The organism is Ruegeria sp. CDSA020 (assembly GCF_059612345.1).
This window is the reverse complement of the sequence record NZ_JBXWQK010000001.1, coordinates 304,425-319,812: the sequence shown is the minus strand read 5'-3', so window position 1 is coordinate 319,812 and position 15,388 is coordinate 304,425. Positions and strand designations below refer to the sequence as shown.

Genomic DNA, 15,388 nt, shown 5'->3' with positions numbered 1-15,388 from the left:
ACAGGGAGTTAACAATGAAAGTTAAGACCACTTTGATGGCAAGCGCCATTGTTGCCGTGGCCGGAGGCGCCATGGCCGAGGAGATGACGATTGTCTCGTGGGGCGGCGCCTATTCCAAGTCACAGCTGAAGGCGTATCACGAGCCCTATTCTGAAAAGAGCGGCATCACTATCCTTAACGATGACAGCTCGGCCGAAGCGGTTGCCAAGCTGCGCGCGATGAACGAAGCGGGCAACATCACCTGGGACGTAGTGGATGTTGTTGCTGCGGACGCAATTCGTCTGTGTGACGAAGGTCTGGCGATGGAGATCGACCCCGACACCATGCTGGCCCCGGCGCCCGACGGCACTTCGGCTGCCGATGATTTCGGTGACCTGCTGGTCAGCGAATGCTTTATTCCGCAGATCGTGTATTCGACCACATTTGGCTATCGTACGGACCTGGTTGGTGACACACCTCCGACAGATGTCTGTGCCGTATTTGATCTGGAGGCCTATCCGGGCAAGCGTTCACTGGAAAAGCGCGCCATCAACAACATGGAATGGGCGCTGATCTGTGATGGCGTCGCCAAAGATGACGTTTATGACGTTCTGGCGACCCCTGAAGGTCAGGATCAGGCGTTGGCGAAACTGGGAACCATCAAGGACAACGTCGTCTGGTGGTCCGCGGGTGCCGACACGCCGCAGCTTCTGGCCGATGGCGAGATCATCATGGGCTCGACCTATAACGGCCGTCTGTTCAGCGTGATCGAAGAGCAGAAGCAGCCCGTTGCCATGCTGTGGGACGCGCAGATCTTTGACCTGGATGGCTGGATCATCCCCGCCGGTCTGAGCGAAGAGCGTCAGCAGCGTGCGCTGGACTACATCATGTTCGCAACGGACACGCAGCGTCTGGCGGATCAGGCCAAGTACATCTCGTACGGTCCGGCCCGTGCCTCGTCGGCTCCGCTGGTTGGTCAGCATGCCGAGCTTGGCATCGACATGGCGCCGCACATGCCGACCGATCCGGAAAACGCCAAGAACACGTTCCTGTATAACTACGAGTTCTGGGCGGATTACCGCGATGACATCGAAGCGAAATTCCAGGCTTGGCTTGCGAAATAATCGTTTGATTTCATGAAACAGTCGGGGGCGGTGCGCCGCCCCCAGACCCAAGCAGAGTCAAGGGGCACAGATGACTGACGCAAGCCAAAATGCGGGGCCGATGCTGGCAGCGGACGGAACGCCGCTTAAGCAATCGCTGGCACGTTCACTGCGGCGGCAGAAGTTACGAGCATTGATGCTCGTCGCTCCGCTTCTGCTATTTGTCATGTTTTCCTTTATCGTGCCGATTGCTTCAATGCTGTTCCGCTCGGTTGAAAACAGCATGGTTTCAGAGACCCTCCCGCTTACGGTGGAAGCCCTGCAAAGCTGGGACGCCCAAAGCGGTGAGCTTCCGGACGAAGCAGTATACGACGCATTCGTTCGCGACATGGTCGTTGCCGTTGATAGCAAAACCCACACCCGCCTTGGCTCGCGTCTGAACTACGAGGAGACTGGCATGTCTTCTTTGTTCCGCCGCTCTGGCCGGAAAATGGGCAAGCTTGACCCTGAAACCGATGGACCCTTTAAGGAACAGATCATCGAGATTCACGAGGGCTGGGGTGATCCTAAGACGTGGGCCGTGATCAAGACCCATTCGCCAACGGTTACCAATGGTTATTTCCTGAACGCGGTCGATATGCGCCGCACGCCCGAAGGCGCGCAGTCGCAGCCTGAAGACAAGCAGATTCTGATCAAGCTGTTTGGCCGCACATTGTTCATGTCGCTGGTGATTACAGTGTCCTGTATCCTGCTGGCCTATCCGGTTAGCTACCTGCTGGCGACCCTACCGATGCGGGTGTCGAACCTGCTGATGATCCTTGTCCTCTTGCCTTTCTGGACCTCACTTCTGGTGCGGACCTCGGCGTGGAAAGTGATGTTGCAACAGCAGGGCGTGATTAATGAAACATTGGTCTGGCTTGGACTTGTGGCCGATGATGCACGACTGGTGATCATCAATAACCAGATCGGCACGATCATTGCGATGACGCATATCCTGCTGCCGTTCATGATCCTGCCGATGTATTCAGTGATGCAGACGATCCCGGTGACTTACACGCGCGCGGCGAAATCAATGGGCGCGACCAACTGGACGACGTTCTGGCGCATCTACTTCCCACAATCCATTCCGGGTATCGGAGCGGGCTCGATCCTCGTATTCATTCTGTCGATCGGATACTACATCACGCCTGAAATCGTTGGCGGCACAAAGGGTGTCTTCATCTCGAACCGGATCGCCTATCACATCTCGTCCTCGCTGAACTGGGGACTGGCTGCGGCCTTGGGTACGATCCTGCTGGGTGTCGTCATGCTGCTCTACTGGGTCTACGACAAGATCGTGGGCATTGATAACGTGAAGTTGGGATAATCGACATGGCTGCACTTACACCGATATCCCGCAAACCGCTCTCCATGGTTCTGCCCAGTGTCGCCTTGGCGGGTGCCTTCGCCGGTGTCTTTGTCGGCGCGGGCAACGGCTCGATCCTTTTGGGCATTCTGGGTGGCGCAGCTCTGATCGCCGCGCTGGCCTGGGTCTACATCAACGTTCTGAAGAACGAAAAACTGGCGCGCTGGATCAATATCCTGGGTTTCGGCATCATCGGTTTCCTGTTGTCAGGTCCGATGGGTGGCATTCTGGGCCTGTTGGGCGGTTGGTTTTTTATCTTCTTTATCTATTGGCTCTATGAAGGCCGGTATCGCCGTAAACTGCTCAGCTATCTGACGCCAAAACAGGTATTCTATCACTATCTGTTCCGGGTTATCTGCGGTGCGATCTTCGTGTTCCTGATCACCCCGATCCTTGTGGTTCTGCCGCTGTCGTTCAACGCGCAGGACTTCTTTACCTTCACCCCTGAGATGCTGAGTCTGGACCCCGAAGGGTATTCGCTAAAGCATTACCGCGATTTCTTCACCAACAATGAATGGCAGCGCAGCTTCAAGAACTCGCTGATCATCGCGCCGATTGCGACGATCATCTCGGTCTCGCTGGGCACGTTGGCGGCCATCGGCCTCAGCCAGAGCCACGTACCCGGCCGCCGCGTCATCATGGGCGTCCTGATCTCGCCGATGATCGTGCCGTTGATCATCTCGGCCACCGGCATGTTCTTCTTCTACAGCGATATCGGTCGCTTCATGGAAGGCACGCTGGGCATGAACAAGAACTTCGTGGGCTATGTGAAAGTTGTCCTTGCCCACGCCGTTCTGGGCATCCCCTTCGTCATCATCACCGTGACTGCGACGCTGGTGGGCTTTGATCGCTCTCTGACGCGGGCGGCGGCGAATATGGGCGCGGGCCCGGTGCGGACGTTCTTCAAGATCCAGATGCCCTTGATCCTGCCGGGCGTGATCTCGGGCGGCCTCTTCGCCTTTATCACCTCGTTCGATGAGGTGGTTGTGGTGTTGTTCGTTGGCTCTGCCAGCCAGAAGACACTGCCATGGCAGATGTTCACCGGCCTGCGCGAACAGATCAGCCCGACCATTCTGGCAGTAGCGACCATCCTTGTGGTGATCTCGATTGCGCTGTTGACCACGGTAGAACTGCTGCGGCGGCGGTCTGAACGCCTGCGGGGGCTCAGTCCCGCTTGACGCGACTCACAAGGTGATTTAGCGATTTCACCATGCACCCCGGTCACGATGGCGTCGTGACATCTAGGCGGGTGCATGGCTCTCGGTTCCCGAGGCCGCTTGTCCTGAACGCCGGGACTTGTGGCCGGGCTTTGCCTGTCCGGCATCGAGGAGAGACCAAGATGAATGATCTAAACAATCGCCCCGAATTCTTTACCTGCCACAACGGTGACAAGGCGCCTTTGCCCTTTAGTAAGGCGGAATATGCACGCCGTCTGGCCAGCTTGCGCGCCACGATGGCCGCCCGCGATATTCCAGCAGTTCTGCTGACTTCCATGCAAAACATCGCCTATTACTCGGGCTTCTTGTATTGCTCGTTCGGGCGTCCTTACGGTTGCGTTGTCACTCAGGACAAATGCACCACTGTGTCGGCCAATATCGACGCCGGCCAGCCTTGGCGTCGCTCGGTTGAAGACAATGTGATCTATACCGACTGGAAGCGGAACAATTACTGGCGCGCGGTGGCTGATCTGATTGAATCAGCCGGTCGGGTCGGGATCGAAGGCGATCACATGACACTGGCAATGCGCGACACCGCACTGGATATGCTGGGCGGGCCGGAATTGGTGGATATTGCACCTGACACGATGGCCGCACGTATGGTCAAGTCAGCTGAAGAGATCGAGCTGATCAAAGGCGGCGCACACACTGCAGATGTGGGCGGCGCAGCCATTCACGCGGCGATCCGCGAAGGCGCGACCGAGATCGATATCGCCATGGCAGGCCGTGACGCGATGGAGGCCGAGATTGCTCGTGCCTATCCAGAGGCCGAGTACCGTGACACCTGGGTCTGGTTTCAATCCGGCCTGAACACTGATGGCGCACATAACCCGGTCACCAAGCGGGCGCTGCAAAAGGGCGATATCCTGTCGCTGAACACATTCCCGATGATCTCGGGCTATTACACTGCGCTGGAACGCACCTTGTTTCTGGGCGAACCCGACGCCGATAGCCTGCGCATCTGGAAGGCAAACGTCGCCGCGCATGAGTTGGGGCTGAGCCTGATCAAACCGGGCGCGACCTGCTCGGGGATCACGGCTGAGATCAATCGGTTCTTTGCTGATGAGGGCCTGCTGCAGTACCGCTCATTCGGCTATGGGCACTCATTCGGCATCCTCAGCCACTATTACGGTCGTGAGGCGGGTCTTGAACTGCGCGAGGATATCGACACGGTGCTGGAGCCGGGCATGGTCGTGTCCATCGAGCCGATGCTGTGGATTCCCGAAGGACAGCCCGGTGCCGGTGGCTATCGTGAGCATGACATTCTAGTGGTCGAAGAGGCCGGAGCTGAAAACATCACCGGCTTCCCCTATGGGCCTGAACACAACACGATCAGCGCCTGATCACATGGGCGGGAAGGGCGTTCAGCCCTTCTTGCCCCGTTCGTGAAAGATAAACCCGATGAAGTTCAGCAGCACCTGCGCCGCCAGAATCTGCGTGCTTTCGGTTGGGTCGTAACTTGGGGCGACTTCAACAAGGTCGATCCCGACCACGTCACCCCGTTTCGCCAGCCCCTGAAGAATTTCCAGCACATCGTAATACAAAAAACCGCCATGGCTGGGCGTACCCGTGCCAGGTGCGATTGAGGGGCAAAACGCGTCGATATCAATCGTAACGTAATACCGCGCGCCCTCGGGGATGCGCTCCAATACACCCTCGGTGCCCAACTTGCGCACCTGTCGTACGGACAAGATGTCCGAGCCGCGAGCGCGGGCATCCTCATACCCTTCCTTGGCGGTTGATGACACGTTTCGGATCCCCAACTGGGTCATGCCGGCGACATAAGGCTTTTCAATCGCCCGCCGCATCGGATTGCCGTGGCCAGCAGTGACGCCATGACGCTCGTCAACGAAATCCAGATGCGCGTCGATCTGGACCACATGGATCGGACCGTTCTGCGCGCAATCTGTGGCAAAGGCGTTGATGCAGGGGATATTCACCGAATGATCGCCGCCGATGGTGACGGGCAGGGCGCCTGCAGACAGAATGCGTTCGACGCCGTATTGAATATTGGCGTGGCTCTCATCTGTCTTGGTGTGGATAATATCGGCATCCCCAATATCGACCATCCGCACTGATCCATCCAGATAAGTGGCGTCATCCTCATGGTCATAAGCTCCGGCATGGCCAAAGCTGAACAGGGTTGAGGCCTCGCGTACAGCACGGGGCCCAAAGCGCGCGCCGGACCTCCATTGGGTGCCAAAGTCGAAAGGCGCCCCCATGACTGCGACATCCGCGTCGATATTGTCCCAATCCTCGACATACGGCGCTTTGCCGAAGGTCGAAATGCCGACGAAAGGCAGATTAAGCCGCCCACCGCTATACCCATGTGATGACATGGCGAGTTTCCCGTTTCTTGCTGTTCAACGGCAGCTTAGACAGGAATTCAAAGCTGCGATAGGTGGGGGCTGTGGGCTTGATTATCCGATTGTGCGAAGTGTATCTGGTGCAGGCATTATAAAGGAACAGCCGTGGGCCATCATGAACTGCCACCGGGAACGGGTGTCTACTATATCAATCTGGATCGGGTACCCGAGCGGCGCAACTTTATGGAGGCACAGTTCGCCCATACCGGGCTGATCGGGGCCGCGCGTTTCAGTGCGACCGACGCGCAACAAGAAGGCGCACTGGATGGTCACGGCTATGTTGCCGGTTCTGGCAGCCGCTGGGGTCTGAAACAAAGTGAAGTCGCTTGTTTCGAAAGCCATCGCGCCGTTTGGAAGCGTGCCGTTCAGCAAGACCTGAAGGCTGTTGCGATCTTTGAAGACGATGTCGAAATGTCGACCCAAGCTGGCGGTGTGATTGCCAGATTGCTCGAAGCAGGGTCAGGGTTCGACTTCCTAAAGCTGGACTATTCCCCCCGGTCGCTGAGGTTTGGCCCGGAACAGCAGATATCCGGCGTACCGGTTCGCCCGATGCTGGAAATGGCACCCAGCGCGGCCGCATATATCCTGTCGCAGGCGGCCTGCCGTAAATTGCTGAAGTGGTCCGAGAAATACTCGGATCACCTGGATGATTTCGTATCTATCCCCCGCCCGGATTGGCAAATGTATCAGTGTTTTCCAGCTGTCGGTGTTCAAATGATCTGGTCGAAACAGCAAGCTCAGGCTGAAGATTCCGTGAAAGTCAGTGAACGTTCACAAAACAGAAAGACCAATAGCGGTCTGGATAAGGGACCCCTGTGGTTTCGCATTCGTCGCGAATTGCAGGCCGCGAAACGCAAGTTGTATTGGCGCCAGAGAGGCGAAGCCCGATTGCTTGAAAGCGGGGGGTATGTCGGATTTATCCCCTGTGCCGAAGACCTGAGGGTTTAGTTTAGATCATGGGCTGATCACGGCTTTCCAACCAAGCAAAAATAGTAATTCTCGATAAGCGTTAACAAAACTGTCAAATTGATATAATCTTCCAGTGTTGTTGGTGTTTTTCCGGTTTGGGGTTGGTGTGGGTCAGACAATCTATGAGCATTATGGCGGTTTCAAAACGATCAGCCGGATCGTTATGACCTTTTACGAAATGGCACTGGAGTCTGATCAGATCGGTGACCATTTCGAAGATATCGACATGCCAAGGCTGATTGATCACCAGACCAAGTTCGTATCGTCTCTGATCGGTGGCCCGACATCTTTTAGTGATGATCGAATTGAAGCGGTTCACAGAAATCTGAACATCTCGCACGCAGATTTCGACGAAATGGCAGATCTGTTTGGTGAAGCGCTGGCCTTACATGGAATGGAAGATCGGCACGTAAAGATTGCCTTGGGAGCGATCGAATCCAAACGTGCAATTATTGTTACGCGCGATGCGGCATGAGCATTCTTGCGATCAATGAACAACTGCTGCGCGCGATCGGTGTTGGTGTCGCAGTGGTTCGGGCTTCGGATCTTACATTCGTATTCTGCAACGGCCCTTTTCAGGAATGGTTTGGCCCTCCGGCTGATGGACAGACATTGTTGGATATTTTTCCTGACCTTGATGCGCGTGAACTTGAAGACGTAAAGCAATCGGGGCTCAGATACTCGGTCGAATTGCAGATCAAGCCGAAACGCAGGACATTGGTTTTCGCAACGGCAGTTTCTCTGGCAAACGGTCTTTCGGAACAGGTTCTGGTCATCGAGTTTCAGAACATCACCAAAATCCGCGAACTTGAAAGCATGATTGACAGCTACTCGACTATGGTCGAACGCAACACGCGCGAGTTGGAACGTGAGAAGGAGCGGGTTGAAAGGCTGTTGCTGAACCTGATGCCGCGCGCTGTTTATGAAGAATTCAAGACATTCGGTGTGGTCACGCCGCAGCTTTACGATCAGGTGTCAGTTGTGATGCTGGACTTTGTGGGGTTCACGGATTTTGCCGCCAAGACGGACCCGACGGTTACCCTAAGCGAGTTGAATGACATCTTTACGGCCTTTGACCGGATCGTTGAACAGTTCGGATGTGAGCGGATCAAGACCATTGGCGATGCTTATCTTGCGGTGTCAGGCATGCCGGATGCTACGCCAGATCATGCGACTGCTGCTGCCCATTGTGCGGTCAGGTTCCTTCGCTATCTTGAGCGGAGAAATGAAAGCCATCCGCACAAGTGGCAGGCACGTGTGGGGCTGGGTATGGGGCCGGCGGTGGGATCAGTGGTTGGTATTCAGAAATATGTCTATGATGTTTTCGGACCCGCCGTGAACATCGCTTCCCGGCTACAAGTCTTTGCAAACCCAATGAATATTGTTGCGCCTGAAGAAATGAAATACGCCCTGATTGACGAGTTTCAAGTCTCTGATATCGGGCGTGTGGACATCAAGGGTATGGGTGAGATGGATCTGATTAATGTCACATCCGGTCTCAGCATTCCGCAACGGAAACCGGTGTTCTGACGGCCTTATTCGTCCGGAGGCACCAGCCCTAATCCCCGCAGATAAATACCAATCCCCGTTTCCAAAAGATCTTCGGGCGGGAAGGGTGCGGTGGCGCCGGTGTTACGGGCAAACAATTCGACTACACCGTGACTCAGCGCCCAGATGTGTGCGCTGAACATTGAAGCCGGCGGACGTTTTTCCGGCGGAATATGTTGCGACAGATCGGCTGCAGCTTTTTCCAGAACATCTCTGGCCCGGTTTGCAGCCAGGGCAAGTTCTGGGGTGCGGTTGACGGAAATCCCACTTTCGAACATCGCGATATAGTGACCAGGATTCTTGCGAGCAAAGGCCAGATAGGCGCGCCCGGTTGCTTCGAATGCAGCCAGCGCTGAAGGCTGGCCTTTGTCATAAGCGAATTGAATTAGATCGGCGAACATCTCGAACCCTTGACGCGCCGCCTCGGCGATCAGGTCCTCGCGCCCGTGATAGTGGCGATAAACAGCTGCAGGCGTGACGCCTGCAGCTTTTGCAGCCTCTGACAGGGTGAACCCGGTCGGACCCTTTTCCTCGATCAGGGTCAGAGCTGCGTCGATCAGAGCCTGTTTCAGGTTGCCGTGGTGATACCCGCGTTTTGTCATCCCTGATTCAGACGCCTTTTTTGTTCAATTCTTGAGGAACTAAGACATAAACCGGTAGCACGTATTCGTCCAATCTTTGTGATGATTTTGGCCGGCAAGAAAGATCAGGCATCCCAGATATCTGGCCCGCCACATATCTTGGTGTCGATATCGCCAATCGCATTTTTGTCCTTTTCATCATAGTCCAGCGCATGAAGCACGGTTTGGATTGCTGCCAGCCTTGCCCGTTTCTTGTCGTCGGAACGAACTATGGTCCAGGGGCAGGCTTCGCTGTGACTGCGTGTAAGGGTCTCTGAAATCGAAGCAGAGTATTCATCCCATTTGTCCAAACCAGCGATATCGATTGGGCTTAGCTTCCAGTGTTTCAATGGGTCCGTTTCGCGCGCAAGAAACCGGTTCAACTGCTCGGCCCGCCCGACGTTCAACCAGAACTTGAACAAGCGGATACCATCGTCACACAGGCCGGTCTCTAACGGCAGAACCTGGCGGAAGAAGCGTTCACGCTGTTCTGTGTTGCAGAACCCAAACACATTTTCCACCACGCCGCGGTTATACCAGCTGCGGTCAAAGAACACGATTTCTCCGGCTGCGGGCAGATGTGGGATATAGCGCTGAAAATACCATTGGCTGCGCTCTTGATCCGATGGCTTGCTGAGCGCAACGTTCCGGGCCCCACGCGGGTTCAGGTTCTCACGGAACCGCTTGATCGTCCCGCCTTTTCCAGCGGCATCACGGCCTTCGAAGATAACAGCGACACGCTGGCCGGTTTCCTTCACCCAAAGCTGCATTTTCACAAGCTCGATTTGCAGGGACTGCATTTGTTTCTCATACGCCTTACGCTTCATGCGTTCGTCATAGGGGTATGTAGGGTTCAGAATGTCATCCTTATCGGCCTCTTTGATCTCGTTCCGGACTTCTTCTGGTGCACGTTTTTTGTAATATTCCTCGATGGTGCCTTTGCCAGTTCGTGTCATGAGTCACCTCGCGATAAAATCCATATCTTACTATGGATTAGCCTCGGAATTAACGCAAACCCGCACGCTGAGCAGCCCGGATGATTGCGGCCGCTACTTCGGGTGCGGCAACGATCTGTGGCATATGGCCAATTCCCGGCAATTCGATCAGTTCAGCGCCGGGGATTTGGTCGATCAGGGGTTCCGCATGCCATTCCAACCCGACCGTTGTGTCGGCGGTGCCATGCACAACCTCGGTCGGGACCGAAATATCCTTATAGCGCGGCTGCAGCGCACGAACTTCGTCCAACAGATTGGCGCGTTGCATTGCGTTGGCATGCATCGAAGCCGGGCGCATGGTCAGCCCGGGGCCGAAATGTTCGGCATAGCCTTCGGGTGCAGTTTGGGGGGAAAAGACACCGTCTAGGGCCTGCTCGACATACCAATCGGGGACAAAGGCGTTGATCAACGGCAGCACAAGCGCGTTTCCGGGCTTGGTCGCGGCCATTCGGTTGAAACCATCCAGCGGCGTTTCCCAAGGGATCGCGGCGGGGGCAATCAACACCAGCGCCGAGATGTGTTCGGGCTGTGTAACCGCCCAGGCCAGCGACACCGACCCGCCATAGCTTTGCCCTGCAACAATGGGTTTGTCCGCGCCCAGCTTGACAGCTGCACGGCGTAGGATTTCGGATTGTTCTTCAAGGGTTTCGCCGTCCGGATTGAAGCTGTCGGAATACCCCAATCCGGGCCGGTCAAAAACAATGACACGGAAATCTTCTGCCAGAATTGGTGCGAGGGCAAAAGTCATGTCCCGAGTGTTGCCACTGGACCCGTGGATCAGCACGACATCGGGCCCGTGCCCCATGACTACGGCATGAACGCTGACTCCATCGACGTCGATCAGCTGACCCTCGGGTGGGAAACTGGCCTCGGCTACAGCTTCGTTCCGTGACACGCGCCAAGTTGTTACGGTGGCCAGGCCAGCAATCAGCAGGGCAAGAGCTATGATGGTTTTAAGAACCAATTTGATCCATATCGAACGGTGTTGTCTGATAGATTTCGTTAATCCAGTTGCCATAGAGCAGGTGCGCATGGCTGCGCCATCTGTTCTGAGGCCGGCGCGAGGGGTCGTCGTCTGGATAGTAGTTCATCGGCACGTTTATCGGTGTGCCGTTGTCGATATCGCGATCATATTCCTGCTTGAGCGTATCACTGTCATATTCAAAGTGGTTGAAGATATAGATCGCGCGATGGTCCTTATCTTCGACTAAGCAGGGGCCTGCCTCATCACTACCCAGCAAGGTGGTCAGGCCCGTAGCGTTGTCGATTTCGGCCTGCTTCATTTCGGTCCACCGGCTGACCGGGATGACGCAATCATCGGAAAACCCGCGCAGAAACGGTGAGGAGGGAGCCAGATTGCGGTGCCGGAAACATCCGAAAGCCTTGGCGTCCAAAATATGCTTACGCACCCCATGGAAATGGTTGATCATCGCCATTCCGCCCCAGCACACGCCAAAGGTCGAATGGACATTTGTCTGGGTCCAGTCAAATACTTCGCTGATCTCTTCCCAATAGGTGACATCCTCGAATTCAAGATGTTCGATCGGGGCGCCGGTGATGATCAGGCCGTCAAATTTTTGGTCCCTTACCTCCTGAAACGGGCGGTAGAACTCGGCCATATGCTCGGCTGCGGTGTTCTTGGTCCGATGTTCGGTCATACGGATCAGCGACAGGTCGATCTGCAGAGGGGTTGCACCGATGAGTCGCGCGAACTGGTTTTCGGTCTGAATCTTCTTGGGCATGAGATTCAGCAACCCAATCCGTAGGGGGCGAATATCCTGACGCATTGCCTGATCCTCGGACATGACCATGACGCCCTCATTGGTGAGAACGTCATATGCGGGCAGGTCAGAGGGAATCTTGATCGGCATCGGATGCAAGCCTTTGGTTTGAGTGTGTAAGTGCCGTAGTTAATCGCGCTTTGGCCGGGTCTCAAGTGCACGTTCGATCAACTCATCGAAATCACCGTCGTCGCGAATACTGTGCATGTCGCTGGCAGCGATCGTCAGACCCCAGTTGTCGGCCATCGCCCTGTATCTCGGTTGCCGGTGCGCAAGAGCTTTGGCATAGGTCCAACGAATGAATGCGTTGGGATCGACCTGTTCGGCGGAACAGCCCTGTTGGGTCAGATATTCGTCCCAGACACGTGTCAGGAATTCGGGCTGATAAGACATGGGCTTGGGCGCACGGTCAAAGCGCCTGACCAGCTCGGACGTGTGGTCGTCATCACCTTTGATCCAAATCATCAGCGTTTGGCGCGACAGCTCAGTCAGGACCTGATCCCGCGGATCATTGGGGTCAACCCATTCGCATATCGAACCGCCAGTATCGCAAATGAAATGCGGGTATTGGTACAATCTCTGCGCCCGATCCACGAAATACTCGGTATCCAGCAGAGCGTGAATTTCTGCCAAACGGAATTGTTCCTGACGGCGTTTATACTCTGTCAGCTCCATGCCGCCCTGTGCCGGGTTGCCCGGTTTTCCCAGATAGGCGGCGACAGGGGTCAAGTTCTCGAACGAGATATTTGATCCGATGTAAATGGAATCAGACAACAGCAGGTCACGCAGGAAAGGGACCTTCATGGCCTCGGCTTTGGCGTTGTCGATGATATACTCGCCCATGTATCGCGTGCCGATCCGGTAATCGACCGAATAGTGGAACCAGTCCCCGGAATCGCGCAGAACGTTGGACACATAGGTCTTTCCCAGGCCTGACATGCCAAAAAACAGCACCTTTTTGCGCGCGGCTTCCCGCCAGTCTTTTGCCGAGTTGTAGATCATTGTCCACTATCCCTTTTCCGACCTTGCTAAAACGGGCGGGGGGCGGCGTCAATCGCGCGTGCAGCGGTTGTTTAGAACCAACAGTCTTGGGCACAGGTTTCGTTATGCCAGAATGGGAGTAGATATCTGTTCCTTGCCACGCAGGACCGCATCATCTCAATTCGTGATCATGCGGATCTATGCAAAAAAGGCTCCGCCGGAGGGCGGAGCCTTGTGAACAGTTTTGCCGCTGATCAGTTCAGAGAGTAGGTCAACTGAAGGCCGACGCTCCAGGCAGAGTTGCCGCTGAATTCACCACCCGTGGTGGTTGTCGCATCGCCAATGTCCGTATAACGGACACCGCCCGAGATCTGAGCATTTTCCACGGTGTAAGTACCGCCTACGCCAATGCTCCAGAAACCGTCAGTCGGCCCCAAGTTTGATACTTCGGTACCATTCGACTTTTCGTAAGATGTGGATATCGCGCCAGAAAAAGCCTCTGAGAACTGATATCCCATTCCAAGAGTATAGGTGAATGTGTCGTCGTCAAAGTCGACGAGGTTGTCCCCAACGATCCCGACATAGGCGGCAGGTGCCACTACTGTCTGAGGCCAGTCAACCCAGCGGATCGATCCGAACACCAGCGTTTTTGGGGCAACCCCGGTCTGGAAATCCAGGTTGATGGATTGCGGTGTCTCGACCCTGGTCGTGTCATCGATTGTTTGCAACCCGGCGGGGACGGGCGGCACTACGTTGAACGACTCGGTCGACGACAGATCGTGAGTGATCTTGGAGTTGTAGACCAGCGAAACCCGAGCTGCGATTTCAGGTTTTTCCCAGGCAACCCCGACGAGATAACCAAAGTCAGTATCGGCATCCGCATCAAATTCGTATCCGGCTGCTGCCGGTACAACGACTTTTGCGCTAGCACGTTGCGCGCGAATACCGCCAATGGCGCTGAAGCCACCGTCAAGCTTGTAGCGCAACAATGCGGTGAGGGAGTCGACATCAGCGCTGGCCCTCAGAATCCCGCTGCGTCCTCCAAACGCTGCAGTTGGATTCTGCGACAGGGGATAGTCGGCGGAATACCCAATATCCGCACCGAATGGTTCATCATAGATCAGCGCAAAGTCCAGTTTGTCAGTAAATGAACGTTTGTAAGCCAGGCCCGGTGAGAAGAAAGCATTCGACACATCACCTGATTCTACGCCATTTTGTTCACCGCTTACGTCGGGTGACGCATATCCAAGACGAAGTTGGACCACGGATCCCTCTTCGAAAATGATATTGATTCCCTGTCCACTACGGTCCAGACCACCGGCTTGAATGCTTGTTGCGCCCACGCACAAAGCACACGCCTGTAGAAGCGTCTTCTTCATCCATTCCTCCCAATTATATCGCTAAGTTGCGCGAATTTGTGGTGTCTGCGCACAACCGAGTTATTCTTACAGGTGGATTTCACTCTCTCAACAATAGCTGGTCAACGGGTGACTGAACGTTACCCTTAGTGAGTGTTGCGAGAATCTGTTGCTAAACTGTTACGGTTTTCCGACTGAACGTTGAGGAAGATACCCACAAAAATGACAGCAGCCCCCACGAGCGTCCACTGATCGAGAGCCTCATGATAGAAAAGCATACCGACAATCGCGATTGTAGGAAGGCGCGCAAAATCGAATGGGATCACAACCGTAGCCGGTGCGATTGAGAGTGCATTCGTAATGCAGAAATGCGCTAATAGGCCCGCAAGCCCTACAAGCAAAAGCCAAGGCGCGGTTGCCATCGTTGGTAACGCAAGTTCTCCGTCGATCGCAGAGGCTCCCAACCCAAGACCGGCCTGTATAACGGTCAGCCAGAACATGATGCACCCGATGCTTGCAGAACGCGTGAGTTTTTTGGTGGAAATTGTAGTCAAAGCGAAGAACACCGCCGACATCGCGGCGGCGACAATTCCTGCGCTTAACGGAACAGCCCCCGGTCGTGCGACTATAAGGATACCAGCAAAACCGATAAGTGCTGAAAGGACCCGCACGACTGTCAACCGCTCGGCCAGCAGCATCGGGGACAGCAGGATCACCCAGATCGGTTGCGTAAACTCAAGTGCAAAGACCTGTGCCAGTGGTGCCACGGAAACAGCGTAGAACCAGAGATTCTGACCGGTGAAATGCAGGGTATTTCTTACCCCGTGAAGGCCAATCCGTTCGGTCGATACCTGATGCCACTTTCCCGTAACCGTCAGGACAAGGCTGACCACGCACATGCCGACCAGGCTGCGATAAAACATGATTTCAAAGGTGTCATGGGTGACGCTCAGCTCACGTCCGGCCACGGCCATAGACGTAAAGGATGCGATCGCCCCGATCATCCACAGCGCGGCTTTGCCGATTTGGGGTTTGCTGCTTTCCATTGAGTTGCTCGCGCATTAGG

15 protein-coding genes are annotated in these 15,388 nt (G+C 55.3%); 7 read left to right on the top strand and 8 right to left on the bottom strand.

The annotated features are described in order from the left end of the window. The first annotated feature begins 14 nt into the window (after nt 1–14). The 4 genes from AC2FJW_RS01640 to AC2FJW_RS01625 all read left to right on the top strand — a co-directional run bounded on the left by AC2FJW_RS01640 (nt 15) and on the right by AC2FJW_RS01625 (nt 5,047). Complete coding sequence (locus tag AC2FJW_RS01640) at nt 15–1,103, top strand: extracellular solute-binding protein (protein WP_142634172.1); 1,089 nt, start codon at nt 15–17, stop codon at nt 1,101–1,103. Between the two features lie 70 nt (nt 1,104–1,173). Continuing rightward, on the top strand, nt 1,174–2,448 hold the full coding sequence (locus AC2FJW_RS01635) for an ABC transporter permease (protein ID WP_271946783.1): 1,275 nt from the start codon (nt 1,174–1,176) through the stop codon (nt 2,446–2,448). Between the two features lie 5 nt (nt 2,449–2,453). Beyond that, entirely contained in the window at nt 2,454–3,665 is a 1,212-nt protein-coding gene (locus AC2FJW_RS01630) for an ABC transporter permease (RefSeq protein ID WP_281972192.1), read from the top strand. 161 nt (nt 3,666–3,826) lie between these two features. Further along, the gene (locus AC2FJW_RS01625) at nt 3,827–5,047 is read left to right on the top strand and encodes an aminopeptidase P family protein (protein WP_496749040.1); all 1,221 of its coding nucleotides are present in this window, start codon (nt 3,827–3,829) and stop codon (nt 5,045–5,047) included. Between the two features lie 21 nt (nt 5,048–5,068). On the opposite strand, the gene speB is transcribed toward AC2FJW_RS01625, so the two are convergent. Next, complete coding sequence (speB, locus tag AC2FJW_RS01620; RefSeq protein ID WP_496749039.1) at nt 5,069–6,043, bottom strand: agmatinase; 975 nt, start codon at nt 6,041–6,043, stop codon at nt 5,069–5,071. 132 nt (nt 6,044–6,175) lie between these two features. On the opposite strand from speB, the gene AC2FJW_RS01615 reads away from it, so the two are divergent. The 3 genes from AC2FJW_RS01615 to AC2FJW_RS01605 all read left to right on the top strand — a co-directional run bounded on the left by AC2FJW_RS01615 (nt 6,176) and on the right by AC2FJW_RS01605 (nt 8,569). Next, the gene (locus tag AC2FJW_RS01615; RefSeq protein ID WP_496749038.1) at nt 6,176–7,018 is read left to right on the top strand and encodes a glycosyltransferase family 25 protein; all 843 of its coding nucleotides are present in this window, start codon (nt 6,176–6,178) and stop codon (nt 7,016–7,018) included. A 103-nt stretch (nt 7,019–7,121) separates the two neighbouring features. Then, nucleotides 7,122–7,514, top strand: coding sequence for a group I truncated hemoglobin (locus AC2FJW_RS01610; protein WP_496677803.1), 393 nt, complete (start codon nt 7,122–7,124; stop codon nt 7,512–7,514). After that, nucleotides 7,511–8,569 carry an adenylate/guanylate cyclase domain-containing protein gene (locus AC2FJW_RS01605; RefSeq protein ID WP_496695256.1) on the top strand — a complete coding sequence of 353 codons (1,059 nt, stop codon included), beginning with the start codon at nt 7,511–7,513 and terminating at the stop codon, nt 8,567–8,569. The genes AC2FJW_RS01610 and AC2FJW_RS01605 overlap by 4 nt, the downstream gene beginning before the upstream one ends. A 5-nt stretch (nt 8,570–8,574) precedes the next feature. Here AC2FJW_RS01605 and AC2FJW_RS01600 read toward each other — a convergent pair whose 3' ends face one another. The 7 genes from AC2FJW_RS01600 to AC2FJW_RS01570 all read right to left on the bottom strand — a co-directional run bounded on the left by AC2FJW_RS01600 (nt 8,575) and on the right by AC2FJW_RS01570 (nt 15,368). Next, a complete protein-coding gene (locus tag AC2FJW_RS01600) occupies nt 8,575–9,189 on the bottom strand; it encodes a TetR/AcrR family transcriptional regulator (protein WP_496749037.1) in 615 nt (204 codons plus the stop codon). A 104-nt stretch (nt 9,190–9,293) separates the two neighbouring features. Continuing rightward, nucleotides 9,294–10,163 carry a polyphosphate kinase 2 gene (gene ppk2 / locus AC2FJW_RS01595; protein ID WP_496749036.1) on the bottom strand — a complete coding sequence of 290 codons (870 nt, stop codon included), beginning with the start codon at nt 10,161–10,163 and terminating at the stop codon, nt 9,294–9,296. Nucleotides 10,164–10,212: 49 nt separating this feature from the next. Beyond that, nucleotides 10,213–11,172 carry an alpha/beta fold hydrolase gene (locus AC2FJW_RS01590; RefSeq protein WP_496749174.1) on the bottom strand — a complete coding sequence of 320 codons (960 nt, stop codon included), beginning with the start codon at nt 11,170–11,172 and terminating at the stop codon, nt 10,213–10,215. Further along, a complete protein-coding gene (gene metA, locus AC2FJW_RS01585) occupies nt 11,156–12,073 on the bottom strand; it encodes a homoserine O-acetyltransferase MetA (protein ID WP_496749035.1) in 918 nt (305 codons plus the stop codon). The genes AC2FJW_RS01590 and metA overlap by 17 nt, the downstream gene beginning before the upstream one ends. Nucleotides 12,074–12,112: 39 nt before the next feature. Further along, on the bottom strand, nt 12,113–12,985 hold the full coding sequence (locus tag AC2FJW_RS01580) for an ATPase (protein WP_496749034.1): 873 nt from the start codon (nt 12,983–12,985) through the stop codon (nt 12,113–12,115). 233 nt (nt 12,986–13,218) lie between these two features. Further along, the gene (locus AC2FJW_RS01575) at nt 13,219–14,343 is read right to left on the bottom strand and encodes an OmpP1/FadL family transporter (RefSeq protein WP_142634147.1); all 1,125 of its coding nucleotides are present in this window, start codon (nt 14,341–14,343) and stop codon (nt 13,219–13,221) included. 125 nt (nt 14,344–14,468) lie between these two features. Beyond that, complete coding sequence (locus tag AC2FJW_RS01570) at nt 14,469–15,368, bottom strand: DMT family transporter (RefSeq protein ID WP_496749033.1); 900 nt, start codon at nt 15,366–15,368, stop codon at nt 14,469–14,471. Nucleotides 15,369–15,388 lie beyond the last annotated feature (20 nt).

Excerpts from the sequence above, each read along its gene's own strand:
- AC2FJW_RS01640 (WP_142634172.1), top strand. The coding sequence starts at position 15 with ATGAAAGTTAAGACCACTTTGATGGCAAGCGCCATTGTTGCCGTGGCC.
- AC2FJW_RS01635 (WP_271946783.1), top strand. The coding sequence starts at position 1,174 with ATGACTGACGCAAGCCAAAATGCGGGGCCGATGCTGGCAGCGGACGGA.
- AC2FJW_RS01630 (WP_281972192.1), top strand. The coding sequence starts at position 2,454 with ATGGCTGCACTTACACCGATATCCCGCAAACCGCTCTCCATGGTTCTG.
- AC2FJW_RS01625 (WP_496749040.1), top strand. The coding sequence starts at position 3,827 with ATGAATGATCTAAACAATCGCCCCGAATTCTTTACCTGCCACAACGGT.
- speB (WP_496749039.1), bottom strand. The coding sequence starts at position 6,043 with ATGTCATCACATGGGTATAGCGGTGGGCGGCTTAATCTGCCTTTCGTC.
- AC2FJW_RS01605 (WP_496695256.1), top strand. The coding sequence starts at position 7,511 with ATGAGCATTCTTGCGATCAATGAACAACTGCTGCGCGCGATCGGTGTT.
- AC2FJW_RS01600 (WP_496749037.1), bottom strand. The coding sequence starts at position 9,189 with ATGACAAAACGCGGGTATCACCACGGCAACCTGAAACAGGCTCTGATC.
- ppk2 (WP_496749036.1), bottom strand. The coding sequence starts at position 10,163 with ATGACACGAACTGGCAAAGGCACCATCGAGGAATATTACAAAAAACGT.
- metA (WP_496749035.1), bottom strand. The coding sequence starts at position 12,073 with ATGCCGATCAAGATTCCCTCTGACCTGCCCGCATATGACGTTCTCACC.
- AC2FJW_RS01580 (WP_496749034.1), bottom strand. The coding sequence starts at position 12,985 with ATGATCTACAACTCGGCAAAAGACTGGCGGGAAGCCGCGCGCAAAAAG.
- AC2FJW_RS01575 (WP_142634147.1), bottom strand. The coding sequence starts at position 14,343 with ATGAAGAAGACGCTTCTACAGGCGTGTGCTTTGTGCGTGGGCGCAACA.
- AC2FJW_RS01570 (WP_496749033.1), bottom strand. The coding sequence starts at position 15,368 with ATGGAAAGCAGCAAACCCCAAATCGGCAAAGCCGCGCTGTGGATGATC.